The 20,179-nt window shown below is 52.8% G+C and carries 22 protein-coding genes; 11 read left to right on the top strand and 11 right to left on the bottom strand.

The window, feature by feature from the left end; all coding sequences use genetic code 11:
* Window positions 1-82: 82 nt before the first annotated feature.
* Window positions 83-1,285 carry an ADP-forming succinate--CoA ligase subunit beta gene (sucC, locus tag BD749_RS06120; protein WP_101443440.1) on the bottom strand — a complete coding sequence of 401 codons (1,203 nt, stop codon included), beginning with the start codon at window positions 1,283-1,285 and terminating at the stop codon, window positions 83-85.
* A gap of 226 nt (window positions 1,286-1,511) precedes the next feature.
* Between sucC and BD749_RS06115 the strand changes: the two genes are divergently transcribed.
* The 8 genes from BD749_RS06115 to BD749_RS06080 all read left to right on the top strand — a co-directional run bounded on the left by BD749_RS06115 (window position 1,512) and on the right by BD749_RS06080 (window position 11,045).
* Window positions 1,512-2,597 (top strand): AI-2E family transporter, encoded by a 1,086-nt coding sequence (locus tag BD749_RS06115; RefSeq protein ID WP_101443439.1) that lies wholly within the window; start codon window positions 1,512-1,514, stop codon window positions 2,595-2,597.
* 218 nt (window positions 2,598-2,815) lie between these two features.
* Entirely contained in the window at window positions 2,816-3,481 is a 666-nt protein-coding gene (locus BD749_RS06110; protein WP_101443438.1) for an ABC transporter ATP-binding protein, read from the top strand.
* Window positions 3,482-3,778: 297 nt separating this feature from the next.
* Window positions 3,779-4,582 (top strand): hypothetical protein, encoded by an 804-nt coding sequence (locus BD749_RS06105; protein WP_245868800.1) that lies wholly within the window; start codon window positions 3,779-3,781, stop codon window positions 4,580-4,582.
* Between the two features lie 213 nt (window positions 4,583-4,795).
* Window positions 4,796-5,365, top strand: coding sequence for a hypothetical protein (locus tag BD749_RS06100; protein ID WP_101443437.1), 570 nt, complete (start codon window positions 4,796-4,798; stop codon window positions 5,363-5,365).
* A 290-nt stretch (window positions 5,366-5,655) separates the two neighbouring features.
* Window positions 5,656-7,575, top strand: a complete 1,920-nt coding sequence (locus BD749_RS06095; RefSeq protein WP_101443436.1) for a RecQ family ATP-dependent DNA helicase — start codon at window positions 5,656-5,658, stop codon at window positions 7,573-7,575.
* A gap of 54 nt (window positions 7,576-7,629) precedes the next feature.
* Window positions 7,630-8,622, top strand: coding sequence for a 2-hydroxyacid dehydrogenase (locus BD749_RS06090; protein ID WP_101443435.1), 993 nt, complete (start codon window positions 7,630-7,632; stop codon window positions 8,620-8,622).
* 530 nt (window positions 8,623-9,152) lie between these two features.
* Window positions 9,153-9,905 carry a helix-turn-helix domain-containing protein gene (locus BD749_RS06085; protein WP_245868797.1) on the top strand — a complete coding sequence of 251 codons (753 nt, stop codon included), beginning with the start codon at window positions 9,153-9,155 and terminating at the stop codon, window positions 9,903-9,905.
* A 90-nt stretch (window positions 9,906-9,995) separates the two neighbouring features.
* A complete protein-coding gene (locus BD749_RS06080) occupies window positions 9,996-11,045 on the top strand; it encodes a class I SAM-dependent methyltransferase (RefSeq protein WP_101443434.1) in 1,050 nt (349 codons plus the stop codon).
* A 12-nt stretch (window positions 11,046-11,057) separates the two neighbouring features.
* Here BD749_RS06080 and BD749_RS06075 read toward each other — a convergent pair whose 3' ends face one another.
* The 4 genes from BD749_RS06075 to BD749_RS06060 form a co-directional block, all read right to left on the bottom strand.
* Complete coding sequence (locus tag BD749_RS06075; RefSeq protein WP_101443433.1) at window positions 11,058-11,519, bottom strand: hypothetical protein; 462 nt, start codon at window positions 11,517-11,519, stop codon at window positions 11,058-11,060.
* Window positions 11,520-11,610: 91 nt separating this feature from the next.
* Complete coding sequence (locus BD749_RS06070) at window positions 11,611-12,102, bottom strand: GNAT family N-acetyltransferase (protein WP_101443432.1); 492 nt, start codon at window positions 12,100-12,102, stop codon at window positions 11,611-11,613.
* Between the two features lie 10 nt (window positions 12,103-12,112).
* On the bottom strand, window positions 12,113-12,742 hold the full coding sequence (locus BD749_RS06065) for an HAD family hydrolase (protein ID WP_101443431.1): 630 nt from the start codon (window positions 12,740-12,742) through the stop codon (window positions 12,113-12,115).
* Between the two features lie 36 nt (window positions 12,743-12,778).
* The gene (locus BD749_RS06060; protein ID WP_101443430.1) at window positions 12,779-13,201 is read right to left on the bottom strand and encodes a nuclear transport factor 2 family protein; all 423 of its coding nucleotides are present in this window, start codon (window positions 13,199-13,201) and stop codon (window positions 12,779-12,781) included.
* Between the two features lie 64 nt (window positions 13,202-13,265).
* Between BD749_RS06060 and BD749_RS06055 the strand changes: the two genes are divergently transcribed.
* Window positions 13,266-13,898, top strand: coding sequence for a hypothetical protein (locus BD749_RS06055; RefSeq protein ID WP_101443429.1), 633 nt, complete (start codon window positions 13,266-13,268; stop codon window positions 13,896-13,898).
* 127 nt (window positions 13,899-14,025) lie between these two features.
* Here the strand turns inward: BD749_RS06055 and BD749_RS06050 are convergent, their stop codons facing one another.
* Window positions 14,026-14,313, bottom strand: coding sequence for a DUF1330 domain-containing protein (locus BD749_RS06050; protein WP_101443650.1), 288 nt, complete (start codon window positions 14,311-14,313; stop codon window positions 14,026-14,028).
* A 172-nt stretch (window positions 14,314-14,485) separates the two neighbouring features.
* On the opposite strand from BD749_RS06050, the gene BD749_RS06045 reads away from it, so the two are divergent.
* Window positions 14,486-15,028 carry a DinB family protein gene (locus BD749_RS06045; protein WP_101443428.1) on the top strand — a complete coding sequence of 181 codons (543 nt, stop codon included), beginning with the start codon at window positions 14,486-14,488 and terminating at the stop codon, window positions 15,026-15,028.
* Between the two features lie 12 nt (window positions 15,029-15,040).
* On the opposite strand, the gene BD749_RS06040 is transcribed toward BD749_RS06045, so the two are convergent.
* The 5 genes from BD749_RS06040 to BD749_RS06020 form a co-directional block, all read right to left on the bottom strand.
* Window positions 15,041-16,024 (bottom strand): ABC transporter ATP-binding protein, encoded by a 984-nt coding sequence (locus BD749_RS06040; RefSeq protein WP_245868795.1) that lies wholly within the window; start codon window positions 16,022-16,024, stop codon window positions 15,041-15,043.
* Between the two features lie 3 nt (window positions 16,025-16,027).
* Entirely contained in the window at window positions 16,028-16,414 is a 387-nt protein-coding gene (locus BD749_RS06035; RefSeq protein WP_101443427.1) for an SRPBCC domain-containing protein, read from the bottom strand.
* A 21-nt stretch (window positions 16,415-16,435) separates the two neighbouring features.
* Window positions 16,436-16,657 (bottom strand): VF530 family protein, encoded by a 222-nt coding sequence (locus tag BD749_RS06030; RefSeq protein WP_101443426.1) that lies wholly within the window; start codon window positions 16,655-16,657, stop codon window positions 16,436-16,438.
* An 80-nt stretch (window positions 16,658-16,737) separates the two neighbouring features.
* Entirely contained in the window at window positions 16,738-17,946 is a 1,209-nt protein-coding gene (locus tag BD749_RS06025) for a porin (RefSeq protein WP_101443425.1), read from the bottom strand.
* A 216-nt stretch (window positions 17,947-18,162) separates the two neighbouring features.
* Entirely contained in the window at window positions 18,163-19,362 is a 1,200-nt protein-coding gene (locus BD749_RS06020; protein ID WP_101443424.1) for a phosphoglycerate kinase, read from the bottom strand.
* A gap of 546 nt (window positions 19,363-19,908) precedes the next feature.
* On the opposite strand from BD749_RS06020, the gene BD749_RS19335 reads away from it, so the two are divergent.
* Entirely contained in the window at window positions 19,909-20,061 is a 153-nt protein-coding gene (locus BD749_RS19335) for a hypothetical protein (protein ID WP_180336330.1), read from the top strand.
* Window positions 20,062-20,179: the final 118 nt, after the last annotated feature.

Genomic DNA, 20,179 nt, shown 5'->3' with positions numbered 1-20,179 from the left:
CTCTTAAACTTCCGGCACATATAAAACAGAAAAGGGCTGCCATTACTGGTAGCCCCTTTCTGTTTTGTTGATTTAAAGCTGATTAAGCTCCTACTTCAGCCAATACTTGCTTTACTTTTTCAGCAGCCTCTTTCAGGGCTACGGCAGAGTATACCTTCAGGCCAGACTCGTCGATGATGCGGGCGCCTTCTTCGGCGTTCGTTCCCTGCAGACGAACGATGATCGGCACCTTGATGTCGCCGATGTTTTTGTAAGCCTCTACCACACCATTGGCAACACGGTCGCAACGAACGATACCACCAAAGATATTGATCAGGATAGCTTTCACGTTCGGGTCTTTCAGGATGATGCGGAAACCAGCCTCCACCGTCTGTGCGTTTGCCCCACCCCCTACGTCGAGGAAGTTAGCAGGCTCACCGCCAGATAGCTTGATGATATCCATAGTCGCCATCGCAAGACCAGCGCCGTTTACCATACAGCCTACGTTACCGTCAAGCTTCACGTAGTTCAGGTTCGAAGCGCTTGCCTCTACCTCCAACGGATCTTCTTCGGTGATGTCGCGCAACGCGGCCAGATCCTTGTGACGGAACAGGGCGTTATCGTCCAGATCCACTTTGGCATCCACGGCCAGAATTTTATTGTCAGATGTCTTCAACACAGGGTTGATCTCGAACATAGAAGAGTCTGTCTCCACGTAAGCTCTGTAAAGGTTGGTGATGAATTTCACCATCTCTTTGAAAGCTTCGCCCTGCAGACCAAATGCAAACGCAATTTTGTTCGCCTGGAACGGACGCAGCCCTACAGCCGGATCGATCCACTCTTTGATGATCTTTTCGGGAGTTTTCTCCGCCACTTCCTCGATGTCCATACCACCTTCAGTAGATGCCATGATCACGTTGCGGCCTTTGGCGCGGTCCAGCAGGATGCTCAGGTAGAACTCCTTCGGATCAGATTCGCCAGGGTAGTATACGTCCTGTGCTACGAGTACTTTCTGTACCAGTTTGCCCTCAGGACCAGTTTGGTGCGTTACCAGTGTCATGCCCAGGATGTCGTTGGCGATCTGCTTTACCTGATCCAGGTTTTTGGCAAGTTTCACCCCGCCGCCTTTACCACGGCCACCCGCATGAATTTGCGCTTTGATCACGTGCCAGCCTGTACCGGTTTCTTCGGTCAGTTTCATAGCCGCTTTTACAGCCTGGTCTGGCGTTTCTGCCACGATGCCTTCCTGTATGCGAACGCCGTAGCTTTTCAGAATCTCTTTAGCCTGATATTCGTGTATGTTCATGCTCTCAGTTTTATTGGACGCACGAAAGTAAGCCTTTATCGGCTTAAATTCAAGAAATAGGTTTTTAAAATATTGATGATACAGGCGCCCGGCGCGTGTCGCTATTGCAGCAACGCGCCAGACAGGGTGCCCCGTCGCCTGTGCGCAGGAAAAGTAACTGTATAAGATAGTTTTGAGTAAGTATACGCAACTGCTGCATCGCACTTAATCTTAGATAAAGCGAATCATGCCTTCGAAACATTTATTTGCCAAACGTGTGGCGCTGGCCGCTTTCATTGTGATGCTCATAGTCGCCGGATTTTATCTGCTCGCCAAGGCGGCCTATTTCTTCCTGCTGGTGTTTGCCGGCATTCTGCTGGCCGTACTGTTTAGCGGACTCACAGACTGGGTGGTAAAGCACCTTGGCCTGAAGCGCGGCCTGAGTTTGCTGCTGGTGACGATGCTGGTGTTCGGCGTTCTGATCGGTGCCTTTTGGGTTGTTGCGCCCACTATTTATGAACAGGCAGACCAGATGCGCGAGACCATACCACAGGCCTTCAGTAGCTTGCAGGAGTGGCTGGGCCAGTACAATTGGGGCCGGCGCCTGGTAGAGAGCCTACCCGATGACTACAACCGGATGATGCCGGAGCAAAAGGAGATACTGAAACGCCTGACGGGCGCCTTTTCCTCTACACTCAGCATTCTGGCCGATTTTTTTATAGTAGTGATCACAGCGCTGTTCTTTGCAGCCAACCCTACGCTCTATACCCACGGTTTTGTAAAACTCTTTCCTGAGCATCGGCGCACCCGCATGCTGGAGGTACTCCATATCTGCTACCATACCTTGAAAATGTGGCTGCTGGGTATGTTGTCTGCCATGGCGATCATAGGTGTTAGCACGGCCATTGCTTACACGATCATGGGCCTGCCGCTGGCTTTTGCGCTAGGTCTGATTTCCTTCTTTCTGGCTTTTATACCAAACATCGGGCCCTGGCTGGCAGGTATACCTGCCGTGCTGGTAGGGCTAACCGTAAGTCCCGACATGGCGCTGCTTGTCATTGTCGTGTATGGGGCCATCCAAATGGTAGAATCTTACATCATCACCCCAATTATCTTTCAGAAAACCGTGGACTTGCCTCCTGCCTTGCTGCTCTTTTTCCAGGTGCTGCTCGGCATCATGCAAGGCGGACTGGGCTTGCTAATGGCGGCCCCGCTGCTGGCTGTGCTTACCGTAGTCATTAACGAACTGTATGTGAAGGACGTGCTGGAGAGTGAGAGCAGAGACGAAGGCAATAAGATGCCTGAAGACAGGAGAGAGGGGTCGGAGAATTGATTTTGGGACCTGCACCACTGTAGCAGCCACTCTTCCCTGAGTATCCGTTTCTGGACCGCAGCATCGCAATTTTATGATAACATAAGCCATCTCTGCCCTTGATTGTCCGGCCCGGGAACGGAGGTTACTGCTAAATTTTGACGGCAGGTACCTCACTTATACCTTTTGTTTTGTAGCTTTGACAGATAATCCATCGTCAAACACATTATTGCCAGATCGTGCTGCAAGTCGTTAACGTTCACAAGAAATACGGTTCACTGGAAGTGCTCAAAGGGATAGACCTGACCATCCATGCCGGCGAAGTAGTTTCTATTGTAGGCGCTTCGGGCGCTGGCAAAAGCACGCTGCTGCACATTCTGGGTACGCTCGACTCGGCCGATACCGGCGATGTGCTCTTCGACGATAAGAACATTTCCCGCCTCAACGCATCGGAACTGGCGCGCTTCCGCAACCGCCACATTGGCTTTATCTTCCAGTTTCACAACCTGCTGCCTGAGTTTACAGCCATCGAAAACGCCTGTCTGCCTGGTTTCCTGGCCGGTCGCCCGGAGATGGAGGTAACCGAGCGGGCCGCCGAACTACTGAGCATGCTCAACCTTGGCCACCGCATGCACCACAAGCCCTCCGAAATGTCGGGTGGTGAGCAGCAGCGCACAGCCGTGGCGCGCGCCCTGATCAATTCACCCCGCATTATCTTCGCTGACGAGCCTAGCGGTAACCTCGACTCCAAAAACGCCCAGGAGTTGCATGAAATCTTCTTTAAGCTGCGCGACGAGTTCAACCAGACCTTCGTGATCGTAACGCACAACGAGCAGCTGGCCACCATGGCCGACCGCAAACTTGTTATGAAGGACGGGCTGATCGTGCAGGAAGTCAAGGCCTAAGCTATACCTGTTCTTGTTGCTTTGCTATACCTGGCCACCTGATGGCTGGTCGTTCTCGCATGTCCCTTTTTTAAACCTGGTCTAAAGAAAAACCTACGCCTATCTCAATTGTAATTTTCACGTACAATATATCCCCCCTTTGCATTTCTGTGCTAATTAAGCCGGTGGATGGGAGAGGGGAAGTGTATTCCTGAAAATAATTTATAAGTAATTGATAATCAGTTATTTATAATGTATATTTTTTGTGTTTTTTTGCACCATTTCAGGAGTAACTATGTTTGATATATGTACTAAAACATGAAAACTAACGAAGGTATGAGTCAAGTGAATAAAGAGACAAAAGTGGAGAGGAAGCCGAAGGTAGAAAGCTATGACATAGCTAAATCTGATGAGACGCTTCACTTAGCTGTTGACCTGGCTAAGTTTATAAAAGAGAATAGGTTATATCAAAATATACAAGGTAAAGAGTACGTGAACGTTGAAGGCTGGCAATATGCTGGCTCTCGACTGGGTATCTTGCCAGTGGTGGAGCATGTGGTCAACATCAGCACCGACGACGAGATTAAGTACCAGGCAAAGGTGAACTTACTCGACCTGCGCAGTCAGCAGGTGGTGGGTGCCGGCTTTGCGATCTGCTCCAACAAAGAGCAGGGCAAAAAGTACTACCAGGAGTTCGCGATTGCCTCCATGGCACAGACCCGTGCTATTGGCAAGGCGTACCGTAACATCCTGGCTTGGGTAATTCGCGCTGCCGGCTACGAGCCTACTCCGTCTGAGGAGATGGATTATGCTGGTAACGAGCCATCGGCCAAGCCTGCTGTGCCAACCGAGAAGAAAGCAACCATGAAAGCTGCCGCTGCTACGCCAGTCGCTGATAATGCGCCTGTGGCAGAAGAGCAGATAGCAGGCGTGCGTTATGCTTCGGCCAAGCAGAAAGAAGAGATCATCCGTCTGCTGAACAATCCGGTGATCACGCGCCAGGAAAAGACCAAGATGCTGCTCAACATCAACCGGTTTGATGAAGAGCGTGCTGCACAGGCGATCGAGAAGCTGAAGAAAGTGATCGAGGACCGTGAAGATGGTCAGTCTGCCGCAGCCTAAGAAGCATAAGTATAATAACGTTTAGCGGCCTGTCTCTTAGAGACAGGCCGCTTTTTTTTTGTACAGCTAATCTCCAGTATCGGGTTTTGAATGTCCTTATACGATTCAATTAAACGAATACAGGAGGTTTCTTCAAGAGGTAGAGAATCATTTTTTAATATATAGATTTTCATATATATTAGCCAGTATTATTCGTTTAAATTTCGAAATATTATGAAAGCAAAATTACTCTTAACTTTTGCCTGCTGCCTGATGGTGCAGTGTTTATTTGCTCAGAAGAAGGCCTACGAACAGGGCGATCTGTTTATTCACGCAGGAACATCGCTGGGCTACTATGGCTATGGTTTTACAGGTAACCGATCGGGCGCATTTATCCCGGTGACAGCCTCCATCGAGAAGGGAATTCATGAAAGTATAAGTGTAGGTCCTTACATTGGCTACGCCAGCTGGAAGTACAGCCACTACGGCTATAACTACAAATGGAACTTCACCTCGGTAGGTGCCAGAGGTACTTTCCATGCTGTTCCCCTCTTGAACGAAGCCCTGGGAGCCAGCATCAGCGAAGAGAAACTGGACCTGTACGGTGCGCTGCTCGTAGGGCTCGAATTCAGAACTTTTTCCGGAGACGAGGACTTTCCGGGATCTTATGCGAACGGGACCAACTTTTTCATCGGACCGGTGCTGGGCGTAAAGTATAAGTTCAACGAGCGAGTAGGTGTCTACTTTGAAGGTGGACGCGGCGCATTCGGCTTTGGTACACTGGGTGTTTCGATCAACCTGTAATTGATTTGGCATAGCAGAAAAGCCTTCCGGAGCTAGCTCCGGAAGGCTTTTTTATGTCTTTTAGCTTTCACATTATTCTGCTGCCATTGCTACGCTGCGAGTTGCTCGGGTGCACGATCATCATTTTCGTTCTTTCAGTTAGGTATAGGACTTTAGTTTAGCGCTTTCGAATTTTGCGTAAACACCAGATCAGGATTTCTCACTCGCCATAGAAATGACAGTGGCCGGAACGAAAAATTCTGACTTCTGTCTTCTATACTTTATCTTCGCTGTCCCATACCTACATTCCCTTGCCAGACATCCACCACATATTGCGCACCTATTGGGGCTACGATCAGTTCCGGCCTTTGCAAGAGGATATTATCCGTTCGGTGCTGGCAGGGCAGGACACGCTGGCGCTGTTGCCAACAGGTGGGGGTAAATCGATCTGCTTTCAGGTGCCGGCCATGGCTATGGAGGGGATTTGCCTGGTGATCACGCCGCTGATTGCGCTGATGAAGGACCAGGTGGAGCAGCTCAAAAGACGCGGTATACCTGCCGTGGCCATCTTCTCGGGCATGAACCGCCGCGAGATCGACATTGCCCTGGACAACTGTGTGTATGGCAATGTCAAGTTCCTATACCTGTCGCCGGAGCGTTTACAGACTGAGCTGTTTCAGGAGCGGGTGAAACGCATGAAAGTGAGCTTGCTGGCCGTAGATGAGGCACACTGTATCTCGCAATGGGGTTATGACTTCCGTCCGCCCTACCTGGAGCTGGCCGCTCTGCGCGAAACACTGCCTGCTATACCTGTGCTGGCCCTTACAGCTACCGCTACAGAGCAGGTGCGCACCGACATACAGGAGAAGTTGGCTTTCAAAAAGCAGAACGTCTTTGTCAAGAGCTTCGCCCGGGCCAACCTGTCGTACTCCTGCCTCTATACCGAAGACAAAGTGGGCCGCCTGCTCGAGATCCTGAACCGCATGCCGGGGCAGTCCATTGTGTATGTGCGCAGCCGACGGCAGACCGTCGAGATCGCCCGGTTCCTGCAGAGCCGGCGTATACCTGCCGCCGCTTATCATGCGGGACTTAAGTTTGAGGAGCGCAACAAGACGCAGCAGGCCTGGATCGAAGACAAAGTGCGGGTTATGGTAGCAACCAATGCCTTCGGGATGGGCATCGACAAACCAGATGTGCGGCTGGTCGTGCACCTCGATCTGCCGGAGAGCCTCGAGGCCTACTACCAGGAAGCTGGCCGCGCCGGTCGTGACGAAAAGTACGCCTACGCCACGCTGCTCTATGGGCCCAGCGACACCAAAGACCTGCTTCAGAAAGTGAAAGAAGCGCACCCGCCTTTGGAGTTGATCCGACGGGTATACCAGTGTTTGGCCAATTACTTCCAGATCGCGGTGGGGAGCGGCTTTATGAGCAGTTTCGATTTCGACCTGGCAGCCTTTTCCAAGAACTATAAACTGTCTGCGCTCGAAACCCACCACGCCATCAAGCGACTGGAAGGAGAAGGCTACGTGCAGCTTAACGAAGCTTACTACAGTCCCTCGCGGCTATACCTGCTGCTCGACAACATGGCGCTCTACGAGTTTCAGGTGGCCAATGCCGAGCACGACGCCCTGCTGCGCCTGGTCCTGCGGATGTACGGCGGCGAGGCCTTTACAGGCTTTGTAAAGATTTCGGAGCGCAAACTGGCTGAGCAGCTCAAAAAGCCGGAGCAGGAGGTGCGCCGCAAGCTCGAGTACCTGCACAAGCTGCAGGTGCTGGTATACGAACCGCAGCACGACGCGCCCCAAGTGGTCTTCACGGCGCCACGCCTGGATGCCGCCAATCTTCCGCTCAACCACAAAAAGCTGGAGCAACTGCGCGATCGCGCCATGGAGCAGGCCAAAGAAATGGCCCACTATGTCGAGACCACGGACCGCTGCCGTACCCAACTGCTGCTTGAGTATTTCAATGAGATCAGCGACAAAAGCTGCCGCATTTGCGACATTTGCCTGGCGCAGCGCAAAAAAGAGCGGGAAGGGCAGGAGCAACAGGCCCTGCGACAAAAGCTGTTGGAAGTGGTGCAGGAGAAAAAACTGTTGCCAAAAGAGCTGGTGCAGCAGTTCGAGGCCCGACACAGCGAAGCGGTAACTGACTTACTGCGCGAGCTGGTGGACACAGGCATTCTCAGGTATGCCGAGAGCGGCAAGCTATACCTGGCGCAGGAAGAGGTATAACCCACTGAGGCTTTTGCGTATAGGTTTATACCTGATCACCAATACTGCCCCGTTATGAATGTCCTATTTTTCAGTTCGAAGGTATACGACAGCACTTTCTTTAACGCAGCCAACCAAGCCTACTCACACCAGCTCAGTTACCTCGAAGCACCACTCAACAAAAAGACCGCTCTGCTGGCAAAGGAGCACGAAGCGATCTGCATTTTCGTGAATGACACGGCTAACGCGGAAGTGCTGCGGCTGTTGGCAGAGGGGGGGATAAAACTAATTGCCTTGCGCTGCGCCGGTTTCAACAACGTGGACCTGGAAGCAGCCGCTGCCCTCGGCATAAAAGTGGTGCGGGTGCCGGCTTACTCACCTTATTCTGTGGCAGAGCATACACTCGCACTCATCCTTACCCTCAACCGAAAAACCCACCGCGCCTACAACCGGGTAAAGGAAGGCAACTTTGCCCTCAATGGATTGATGGGCTTCGACCTGCACGGCAAAACAGTGGGACTGATTGGGCTGGGTAAGATCGGGTTGGTGACGGCCAGAATTCTGAAGGGATTCGGCTGCCGGGTGCTGGGCTATGACGTGGAGAAGAAAAAAGAATTTGACGAGATCGGCATTGAGTTCACAGACCTGGCCGCCCTTTACGCCAATTCCGACATCATTTCGCTGCACTGCCCGCTCACCCCGCAAACCTCTCACCTCATCAATCGGTCTACCATCGCGCAGATGAAGCAGGGTGTTATGCTCATCAACACAAGCCGTGGGGCGCTGGTCGATACAAAAGCGGTCATAGCCGGGCTTAAGAGTGGGCATATCAGGTATTTGGGCATTGACGTGTACGAAGAGGAAGCCGATCTTTTTTTCGAAGACCTGTCGGACCGGGTGATCCAAGATGACGTGTTCATGCGGCTGCTGTCTTTCAACAACGTGCTGATAACGGGACACCAGGCCTTTTTTACGAGCAATGCCCTGGAGAGCATCGCTGCCATTACGCTGCAGAACATTACGACTTTTGAACAAGGCAAGCCGCTTGAAAACGAAGTGAAGGCCTGAGCTATACCTGATTTTGCACCACCTCAGGCGAACCGATGGGGTCTCTATTTTACATGCTGCTATCCGGATTTACTATTTTCCCATGCAATTCATATCGTGCGCTTTTTGGTACATGAGTTGTTAGCTTACGCTGACAGCCCCTACATCAGCACAGCGGTTAAGTTCACCCAAAATCTGCTTAGTAGTTTAATTTACTTCTGAAAAAGTGTTACTTTTTTGAGTGATATTGTGTTAGTAAATTATAGAAACACCCTGCAAGTTTTGAACGCAACCAACTCAAGTGAAAACTGAAGATTTCTTGCGGGGAAAGCATCCTTCGCATTACGGGCGAACTTAAAGTGGAAGGGTATTTAGGGAAGTTTAAATGGTTTTTTGTGCCCAGAAACGAAATATTGACCTTTGAAACAATTGCTGCCTTTGAAAGAAAAATAAACCACGATACTCGGCCTTATGATCCGGGCCTTCAAATATTGCCTGGACGCATGGAGGAAAGGCACCAACATGTTGACCCAAAGCTGGGTATTCCAGCCTTGCGAAGGAACTTTAATCTGATCTACCTCCTGCTCGACGGCCTGCACGATATCCGGTTAGATGACCAACTCCGCTGGCTGATGCCCCACGACCTGGTAATCGTGCCTGCCAATGTGCTGTACGCCTCCACGAACATAAAAGGCTGCAAGGGCTTCTGCCTCGAGTTTAAGACGGAATTTCTGGAGTCGCTTTTACAGGGAGCCCTAGCCGAGCAGTTTCCTTTCTTCGACCTGGATGCCGAGCACGTCATCAGTCTCAACGCCAACGAGAGCAACCTGGTGCAACGCTCTTTCGAGAACATCATAGAGGTATACAACGGCCACTCAAGGGAGAAAACCCAGCTTCTCCGCGATTATGTGCATATCTTGTTGCTGCTCATCCGCGACTGCTACAAGGCCAGGTATACCGTTTACATCAAAGAAAAAGCGACCCGCGCCGTGCAGCTGACAAGCGCCTACAAGCACCTGGTGGATGAGCACTTTCGTGACATGCACGAGGTACAACAGTATGCCAGCCTGCTCAACATAACCCCCAAGCACCTCTCCGATGTGGTGAAAAGCACCACCGGCAAGCCTCCTCACGAAATGATTCACAACCGCTTGCTGCAAGAGGCCCGTACGCTGCTTGGCAACACAGAAATGAGCATTGCCGAGATCGCCTACACGCTGCATTTCGATGATCAGTCCCACTTTAGTCACTTTGTGAAGCGTAAAACCGGACACACGCCATTGGAAATCCGGAAAAGCTTCTAATCTGTACAAATTATTCCGAAATATATACAATACTTATTGTGGTAAGTGATTTAATTTTAGGGTGTTATCGTTATCCTAAACACTACTACCATGAAAGAGAACACAATTCAACGGAAAAGAAGTCGCCCGGAGCGCGTGGAGGATTTTGCTCACCACGTGCTGGACGATCTGAGTGCTGCCGAGCGGGTGCGGATGTCATTCCTGGGCAGCCAACTGGGGCTCTACAAAGCAATGGCCGGAGCGGGCCCCATGACGGTGGGTCAGATTGCGCGAAGCGCCGGAGCCAGCGTCAGACTTGTGAAGCACTGGGCAGACAGCCTGGCCGCTGACGGTTACCTGTACCATGAGCCCGAAGCCGATACCTTTTGCCTTCCTGAAGCGCACGCCACCGCCCTGACAGACCCAACCAGCCCTTACTATGTCGGCAACCGCTTCCTGAAAGAGAATGGAAACCACCAGGCAAGGCCTACGGATATGGCAGGGAACCACTTCAAAGTGAGAAGCCTGCTGGCAGCCGATGCATCGGCCCGGTTTTTTAACGAGGAGTACCTGGCCAGTCTGCTGCATAGCTGGATACCGGGCGTAGAGGGACTGTCGGAGAAACTGGAAAGCGGCATTGTGGTAGCAGACCTGGGCAGCGGCCGGCACGGCGCTTCAACACTGGTGATGGCGCGCGTCTTTCCCAAGTCCTCATTTCTGGGTTTCGACAGGTATGTATCTTCGGTGGAGCGGGCTAATCTGCTGGCCAAGGAAAAGCACATCGCCAACGCCCATTTTGAGTGGGCCACCGACGAAAACGTATACGCCTACCAGTACGACCTGATTACTTTGATCGAAAGCGCGCACCAGATGGGCGAAAGCCTGCAGGACCTGCTGAGCGAGTGCCGCCAGGTGCTTAAATCAGATGGAGTGCTGGTCGTGGCCGAAGCCAAAGAGAGTAGCATCGTGAGTGAAGAACAATACCAGCGCCTGCGCTCTACCAGGGTCACACCTGTGGCGGAAGAGCACGTTTACCGGGTAGAGCGGGGCATCGACAGGCACGAGTACGAACTGCAGAAAGCAGCCACGGCAGCCGGCTTCTCGGTTTTCCGCAAAGTAGTCGAAACCTGGTACGACAAGGTATACGAAATGCGCCCTTGAGTTTCGGGCCCGCTATAGTTTCACTTCTACCGTCTCCTGCCGCTTGCCATGGTCGAGGGCCTGTTCGTAGCGGAACACCGTTTCGTAACCGTTAATGGAAACCACCTTGGTCACGTCCAGCACCAACTGGTCCTGCTCTTTGTGCACCCCTTGCAGTTGTTTTTCCAGCTGCAGGGGGGCTGTTTTCAGCGGCAGCTTCTGAAAGGGCATCCAACCGAAGGTAGTGTCCAGCGCGATCGCGTCTTTGGGCAGGTTGGTGCTGATGCGCCGCAGTTTCAGGCTCAGCTTCACCTTAGAGTCCTTCCAGCGTTCCTCACTGTAATCGGTTTCGGTGAATATATTGAACATGATCTCCTTGTTATAAACAGGCGGATCGGGGAGTGGCAACGTGTCGTCATTTTCTTTGTCGCAGCCACTGGTAAGCAGCAACAAAAGCGCCAGCAGGGGCGCAAGGGTGCGTAGAGGTAAAGCCATACTATTCGTAAATTAGAAGCTAAAGCGGGAAGGCAACACGCGGTGTTGCCTATAGAGGGTTACGCAACCCCGTCGCTTCCGTTTACGCTTTTTACTTTGTTTTTTTCGAATTTCCCGGCGCCTGCAGGGGCAGCACCATGTGTTGCGTAGAAGGCGTAAAACCCAGCGATTCCCAGAAGTGAATGCCCTGTGGGTTGTGCACCGATACCTGTAGTTCCAGGTGGTCGGCACCCTGGTCGCTCAGCCATTTCCGGGCGGCCTCAAACAGCTCTTTGCCAATGCCTTTTCCCCTGAATTCCTCCCGCACCACCGTTTCGCCAATGTAGCCTTTGCTGGAAAGTCTGAACCCCGCCGAGCCTGGGCGCAGACTGGCCAACAGCATACCTACCCAAGTATCGCCCTCCTGATAAACAAACACGCGGGTGCTCTTGTCTTTGAGGCGTTGGAGCAACTCAGCCTTCAAAGCCTGTTCGCTGCCTGGCCTATACCTGAACACCACATGGTAAGTCTGCTGCATGTCCAGGAGCAGGCGCCAGAGTTCGTAAAGCTCGTCAATGTCGTCAGGCTGTGCTTCGAAGATCATGGCAGAAATGTTAGAAAAGCGTGGTCAGGTCGCTGATGCGCTCCAGGCGATGCTCAAATTCCTCCACATCGCGGTAGCCATAGCCGGCGTGGATAAACGGAACGCCCGCTTTCTTGCTGGCCTCCAGGTCGCCGGGGGTGTCGCCCACGTATACAGGAGCCTGCAGGTTGTTGCGCTCCACAATGGCCTTTAGGTTGATGTCCTTCGAGTCGCCGGTGCGGCCGGAGCACTCGAAGTCGCCGAAGTATTTGCCCAGGTCGTGCCGTTCCATAAAAGCCTCGATGTAGCCGTCCTGGCAATTGCTCACGATAAAAAGCCTGTACTTGCTGTGCAGGTATGCCAGTGTTTCTTCCAGCCCCTCGTACAGCTCGCCGCCGTGCTCGCGTATTTTGGCCATTTCCTCTTTGGCGCTGACCTCCATCAGTTCCTGTTGCTGCTCCGGGCGCAGGTCTGGGAAAAGCATCGGGAAAATAAGGTTGTGCTGAGTACCGGCTATGGAGCGGATCTTGTCGGGGGTGATCTCCTGTATCTGGAAGTCGACTTTCTCCCGGGCGGCTTTCCAGGCTTTGGCCACGGTCTCGGCCGCATCCCAGAGGGTCCCGTCCAGGTCGAATATAATGCTGTCTATTTTGTTTGTCATGTCGAAGTATAAAATATAAACGGTAGCAGGTATAGGCTACTGGTTGTGAGGTGGTATAAAGGTTACCTCCACGATTAGCCCATCCTTTACGCGGTACACAGCAATGGCGTCAGTGCGTGGTTCTCCTTTCTTGCGCTGCACCTTCTCCTGATCGATCACCACATCGCCTGCCACGATTCTGTTCACGATTTCGCAATGCAGGTCAGGGGTGCTGGCAAACATAGCACCGTAGCGCTTGTGCAATTCGTCGCGGCCCTGGTAGGTGAGGACACCGGGCTGGCGGTATACCTTCACCGTGTCGCTGAAGGCGCTGGCAAACAGGTCGATGTCACGGCTGTTATAGCCTTTCAACTGCAGTTCCACCGGCTTTACAACGGCGGGCGTTTCGGGTTTGCTTTGGCTCATGGCGTTGGTCGTGCCCAGTAATAAGAGGCTAAGGGATAGGAAATAGTGGATCATGCGCAAAATTAGGCATTTTTGTGGGGATATACCTTGCGCATTTCTGTTGCGTATAAGCGTAGCTATGATAGAAGAACTCATCATTCGCGCTCTGTGCGATACCATACCTGACGAGCCAGTGGACGCCCTGTTCCTGTTTGGACAGACCGAAGACAACCAGCAGGCAGCCTTCGAAACGGCCCGGACTTTCCTGCAAAGCGGCCGCGCCGATAAAGTGATGTGCCTGGGCACCAGCGCCATGAGCGGCTACCCCGGATTTGAGGTATGGCAAAAGGAAATGAAAAAGCTAGGTATAGCAGCTGGGCAGCTTATACCTGTGCCGCCCGTTCCCGCCGATACCGACCTGCTGCATACCCTGATCGAGGCAACCTCGGCTGTGCGCTATGCAAAGGAGCGGGGCTATAAAAGACTGGCCGTTACAGCGGCCCCTTTCCAGCAGCCCCGTGCTTTTATGACGGCCATTACCGCTGCCCTGCGCGACTACCCTGCGCTATACCTATACAGCCTGCCCAGCAAGACGATGTCCTGGCAGGAGGAGGTAACGCATTCCCAAGGCAAGCTCGAAGATACCCGCGCCGGACTCATTGCCGGGGAGATGGAACGCATCCGCTGCTACCACGAGCAGAACGACCTTATCTCGGTGCACGAGGCGCTCGGCTACCTGAACAGGAGAGATAGGGGAAGTTTAGAAGTTTAGGAGTTTGTGAGGTTGGGAATTAGGGAATTGGTGAGTATAGCAGGTCTAAAGCTTCACTGACATCTTATTTTCTAAACTTCCAAACTTTCTACCTTTCTACCTTCAAAACTCCCAAACTCTCAAACTTCTAAACTCCCTCTACTGCGATCATTTGCGTGCGGGAAGCGCTTTGGCGCAGGGTCTTGGCTGGCGCATATTCATCAGAAGTCCACCAGGCTTTGGCTTTGTGCATGGTCGGGAACTCGAGCACCACGATGCGGGTCGGGTTCCAGTCTCCTTCCAGTGGTGTCACAGCGCCGCCCCGTACAATAAATTTGCCATCGTAAGGCTGCAGCGAGCCTGGTGTCAGTTTTTTGTAGTCTTCGTAGGTAGCGGCGTCTGTTACGTCTATGTCTAAAATAATGTAAGCTGGCATAATACTGTTGTTTGGTTGTAAATAGGATGACTGCATATTAGGTATAATCTGTGGATGGAGCAAACCGAAAATTGAACAGGCACGCTGATTCCTCCAGATCTGAAAAATTCAAAATAGCTGGGCTTTTTACTTCTTGTTTGCGTACATCGCTCATACACAATCCTTTCATCTTATGACACAAACTAAAAACCTCGAAGTGTGGCTGCGCGGACCGCTGCCAGACGTACCCGCTTTGCTGCAGCCGGTTGCTCATGCGCTACTGCAGGCCCGTGAAGAAGTCGGCAATTTCATGCTGGATTTTCCGGACGAGCTGCTCTGGGAGCGACCTGCCGGCGTGGCCTCGGTGGGCTATCACCTGCAGCACCTCACCGGTATACTGGAGCGCCTGTTTGCCTACGCCCGCGGCGAGCAACTGAGCGAGCAGCAACTGGCCTATCTGTATGCGGAAGGCAAGCCAGTGGGGCAGGACAAGCAATCTGAAACGCTGGTGCAGAAATTTAACGAGCAGGTAGACAAGGCCATGGCGCAACTACAGCAGACAGATGAAAGCAGTCTGACCGAGAGCAGGAGGGTGGGGCGTGCGCAGGTAGAGTCTACGGTGATGGGGCTGCTATTTCATGCCGCAGAACACAGCATGCGCCATGTAGGGCAGTTGCTGGTAACGGCGCGCGTGCTGCGCGAGCGGGAAACTACGAATGGCAATATGGTGGACTGAAGCTATACCTGATCAGACAAAGCGGATGTCTTCCTGCTTCACCGCCAGGTATACCTGATCGCCTACAGTGGCAGGTATAGCCTGTGTCCGGACTGTAACGCTAAAGCCCGTTACCTGTACCTGCACGTCGTAATAGCCACCGAAGAAAGTTACTTTCTGGACGGTACCGTTTAAGGATCCGGCTTCTTTAGCTACAAACCTGAAATGCTCCGGGCGCACCAGCAGGTCGCGCGCAGTAACGGCTATACCTAGCTTTTCTGCAAATGGCAAGGCTACGTGCGCAGGTATAAGGTTGTAATTGCCGAACAAACCGGCGGTATAGGCATCAACCGGGTGGCGGTATACCTGCTCAGGCGTGCCCTGCTGTACCATGCGTCCCCCTTTGATGATCAGGATGCGGTCCGCCCAGGAGAGAGTGTCGTGCGGGTCGTGGGAAATGAGTATGCAGGTGATGGCGAGCCGCTCGGTGATGTCGTGGATAACCTCTTTTAGCAGCTCTTTGTGACCTTTGTCGAGGTTGGAGTAAGGCTCGTCGAGCAGCAGCAGGCTGGGCCAGGTGCTGAGCAGGCGGGCCAGGGCGATGCGCTGTCGCTCACCCCCTGAAAGCTGGTGGGTTTTGCGCTGCTTCAGATGACTGATGCGGCATACCTCGTACAGGGTTTCGGCCTCATCGCCCTGCAGTATGTTGGCATAGCGCAATACTTGCTCCACGCGCAAAAACTGGGGCAGGTCGTAGTGTTGCGAAAGGTAGGCGATGCCTTCGTGGCCCGGCACCAGCTTGTCGTGCGGACCGATGACGCGCTTGCCCTCAAAGGTGATCTGCCCGGCGCTGGGCTGCACCAGCCCGGCAATGGCCTGCAGCAGCGTGCTTTTACCGGAGCCCGTTTCGCCTGCAATGGCAAGTTTCTCATACTCACCCTGCCGAAAGCTGATGCCGTGCAGCACGGTATGGCCATCTTCCTGCATCTGCAGGCCGGTTACTTCCAGAAAATCCAAGGGTTAAAGCTCGTCTTCGTAAAACTCGATCAGGGCGCCGAAGTACGCCTCGTTCCAACCCTCCACAATGTCGTCGTAAGCTTCGTCGGGTATGTTGAGGTGGCGCAGTTCGGCGGAGGTGCCATGCTTGTGCGGGTGCAGTTTGATGGTAACGATCGATCGGTCGGCCTGGTCCCCGAAATACCATTCCTGCATCAGCATTTTGCCTTCCTCGAACTCCAGGTTTTTGCCCACAATGTTGCCCTCGAAAAGCGAGAACTCAGAACCCGGCTCCGTCGACATCTCGGACGGGTCGCCTGACCAAAGCTGGATGGTGCTGGGGTTGGTCAGCGCCACGTATACCTCCTCAGGGGCAGCCGGAATGATAAAATATTTTTTGTAGTCTTTCATGTTCGGTCTGTTGGGAGGCAGCTATTGGTTGTAAAATGTTCTGATGTAGAGTTCTTCCACTTTCTCTCGTGCCCAGGGGGTTTTCCGCAAAAACTTTAGGCTCGAATTAATGCTCGGGTTGTTATTAAAGCTGTTGATGTTGATCTTATACCCCAGCTCATCCCAACCATAGTAATCGACAAGCTGCACCAGGATGCGCTCCAGCGTTTTGCCGTGCAAGGGGTTATTTTTCTGCTCTTCCATTTGTCTTTTTCAGTCCGCAAGTTCCGGACATTATCCTGAATACGCAATTTTATAACGCGTTGCTATACCTGTTCGGGTGGTTAGATGCCCAGCTCTATCTGTAAACCGGCCGACCAATGGTAGTCGTTGTTCACAGGCAGGAACGGGTTCTGGGAATGATAGCCCACATTGCCCTGCAGTTTCAGGCGGTGAGCACGCAGGTATTTGGTTACGCCCACCAGGTAAGCCTCTTCCGTGTTTTCGAAGGCTCGCACTTCCTGATTAGGGGTAACGCGCGAGTAACGACCGGCCAATTCCACGTTGCTTGGGAAAATGTAGCTCAGCTGGTAGTTTTGCCCACGGCCGGTTAAAATGTTGCGTTGCTGTCCTGCTGCATTCTGAGTGACCGGGTTGTCGGCTTCGCGGGCCATGTATTCGGCGTACAGGGCCATGCCTTTGTACTTAAGTAGTCCATCGAAAATATAAGTTTGGATATCGGTTTGCTCATACAGGTCGCGCCCTATCTGGCCCCCGATGCGGCGTGCGTCTTCGTTATGGCTCATACCGCCGGCCAGCGAAAGCTTTGGGGTAGGCTCGCGCTCCAGATCGCCTTCAAAGTAGTCGCCGCCGTTGGTGAACCTGCCAAAGGGGAGGAGCTCCACACGTCCGGTATAGGCAAGACCACCGTCAGTCGAGAATACGTTGCGACCCTCGCCAGCCGTCAGCGCGCTTTTGATCAGGTAATGAAAAGTGCCGATGCTGTTGTTGTAGACAGCCTGAAAACCAAAGTCGCGGTCGATGTTAAAGCCTATGTTGACGATGGAGCGGTCGATAAACTGCTGATCGCCTGATGAGATCACCCGCTGGCGGTTGCCGGGGAGTTTGGTCTGCCCGAAGGCGAACTGCCACTGGTCATTTGGCTTGTAGTATACCACGGCATCGCGCACCACATTGGGGCTGATGTTGATGTAGGTATCGTCGCGTAAGCTCCAATCCATGTCGCCCCGTGAGAAAGAGAGCTGGATGTTGTAGGTCAGTTTGGGTGAGTACATAAAACCCTCGAAGCGCAGGCGCAGGCGGCGCACCCGCATCTCATATTCCGACACCCCAAAATCATCCTTTGAAGTTGAGTTGTAGATGGCCCGGCTTTGCACACGAAAACGCATGTTGATGGAAAAGGAACTGTCTGGCGTTACCAGGCCTACGCCACGTTTGAAGTTAAATAGAGGAGGATTTCCTTCCGGGGTTTGTGCCACAGCCGCAGCGGAACCGGCCAGCAGGAACGCCAGCAACAGGGTATAAATTTTCATGTTCAGTCTCTTGCTCTTGGTTGATAAAGCCGGGCATCAGAGCTAAAGAAGCACCGGTGTGGTCAGGTATGATTTAGCGGCAGGCAGAAGTGGGTGAGAAGTACTTTTGGCTACCGCTTAGCAAAATCCCCCACTACCGGGAGCAGCGGGGGATTTTTATCTTGATAATTCTATAGCGCGAACAAGGGTGCTCGTGCTATACCTTTAGTTTAATCCTTAATAATCATCGCGTTCGATGGCTGCCACACCTGGTAGCGTCTTGCCTTCCATGTACTCGAGCAGGGCACCACCGCCAGTCGACACGTAAGACACGCGGTCGGCGTAACCCAGCTGGTTCACGGCTGCGGCCGAGTCGCCACCGCCGATCAACGAGTAGGCACCACGGCGGGTGGCGTCTACCACCGCTTCGGCCACGGCTTCAGTTCCTACCGAGAAGTTCGACATTTCAAATACACCCATCGGGCCGTTCCAGAGGATGGTCTTCGAGTTGCGGATCACGTCGGCGTACATTTCGCGGGCGTTAGGTCCGATGTCGAGGCCCATCCAGAGCGGTTTGATGTGGTGGCTGAGGGCAGTGTCCACGTTGGCTTCGTTGCTGAACTCATCAGCGATGATCGAATCAACCGGGATCATCAGATTCACCCCTTTTTCGCGGGCCATTGCAATGAGGCGTCTTGCCAGCTCCACTTTGTCTTCCTCCACCAGCGAAGAACCGATCTCGCCACCGTCCGCCTTCACGAAGGTATAGCTCATGCCACCACCGATCAGCAGGTTGTCCACCTTGTCCATCAGCTTCTCGATGATCAGGATCTTGTCGGAGATTTTGGCACCACCCATAATGGCGGTATAAGGACGCTCGGCGTTGTCCATCACGCGGCGGGCATTGTCGAGTTCTGCGTGCATCACATAGCCCATCACCTTGTCGTTCGGGAAGTAGCGGGCGATTACGGCAGTAGAGGCGTGCTCGCGGTGCGCAGTTCCGAAGGCATCGTTCACATACACATCGCCAAGCGTGGAGAGCTCACGTGCAAATTCCAGATCGCCTTTTTCCTCGGCCTTGTGGAAGCGCAGGTTTTCGAGCAGCAGGATCTCGCCCGGCTTCAGGTCCTGGGCCAACTGTGCCGCTTCAGGGCCTACGCAGTCGGTGGCAAACTTGACGGTAGTGTTGAATTCCTTTGAAAGACGGTCCACGAGGTGGCGCAGCGAGTATTTCTCTTCCGGCCCGGTTTTCGGACGACCGAGGTGCGACATCAGGATGACAGCGCCGCCATCGTTCAATATTTTCTGGATAGTCGGCACGGCCGCGCGGATGCGGGTGTCGTCGGTAATGCGGTAGTCAGCATCGAGGGGCACGTTGAAGTCCACCCGGACCAAAGCTTTCTTGCCGGCAAAGTTATACGCGTCTACAGTTCTCATGTACTTGTCTTTTTCGTTAGTCTTACTCGTTTTTCGTTTTTGCGGAGTTTTTGTTTCCGGTATGTGTAAATGGTTGGACAAATATAGGGAAAAGGGTATGATTTACCCCACCCCAGCCCTCCCCTAAGAGCAGGGGTGGGCGCTAAGGATATAATTGTCATCCTCCTGCCATGTTTGTCTGAATCTTTCTATAGGGCCCCTACCCCAAGAATTTACAGGATTAGAGGATTAACAGGATTTTGGCAGATACCGGGTCCAACCACCCCTACCCCTCCTTTTCCAAGGCGGGGAATCTGTAATTGCCATTCTAAGGTATAAACTTTGTGGCTGCAGTTTCCTGTGCACGATTGTCATCCCCCTGCCCCCTTCAAAGGGGGACTTTCTGCTATTGCCATTCAACAGGTATAAGCTTTGTAGCACATGACCCCTGGCAGGTATAGTAAAACTAACTTGCCCCTGAGCCTACGAAGGTATAGCATTAGCCATGTGCATAAACGACGATTTTTTGTTTGAGCGGTCAGCGAGTTCAAAATCGTCTTGATTTTTTTGCTTCCTTTTTTCATCAAGGAAAAAGGAAGTGCCCGCCGCACAGGCGAAGCCATGAAACAAATCAGTTGCTATACCCGCTACAGCCGTCGCTACAAAGTACCTATACCGCCCCACCATAGCCGTCACAAGCGAAGACGCTCAACGGCATAAGTAACTTCAACAACGCTAGCAGGCACCCCGCTAAACGAACTCCCCCTTGGTTAAACATTGAATTTTCCCTACGCCTTAACGTTATACCTATAGCAAACAATCATAAATCCCGAATTTG

It is taken from the genome of Pontibacter ramchanderi (assembly GCF_002846395.1).
GTDB lineage: Bacteria > Bacteroidota > Bacteroidia > Cytophagales > Hymenobacteraceae > Pontibacter > Pontibacter ramchanderi.
Note: the sequence above shows the minus strand (reverse complement) of the source record. Positions and strands in the feature narration are given on the sequence as shown.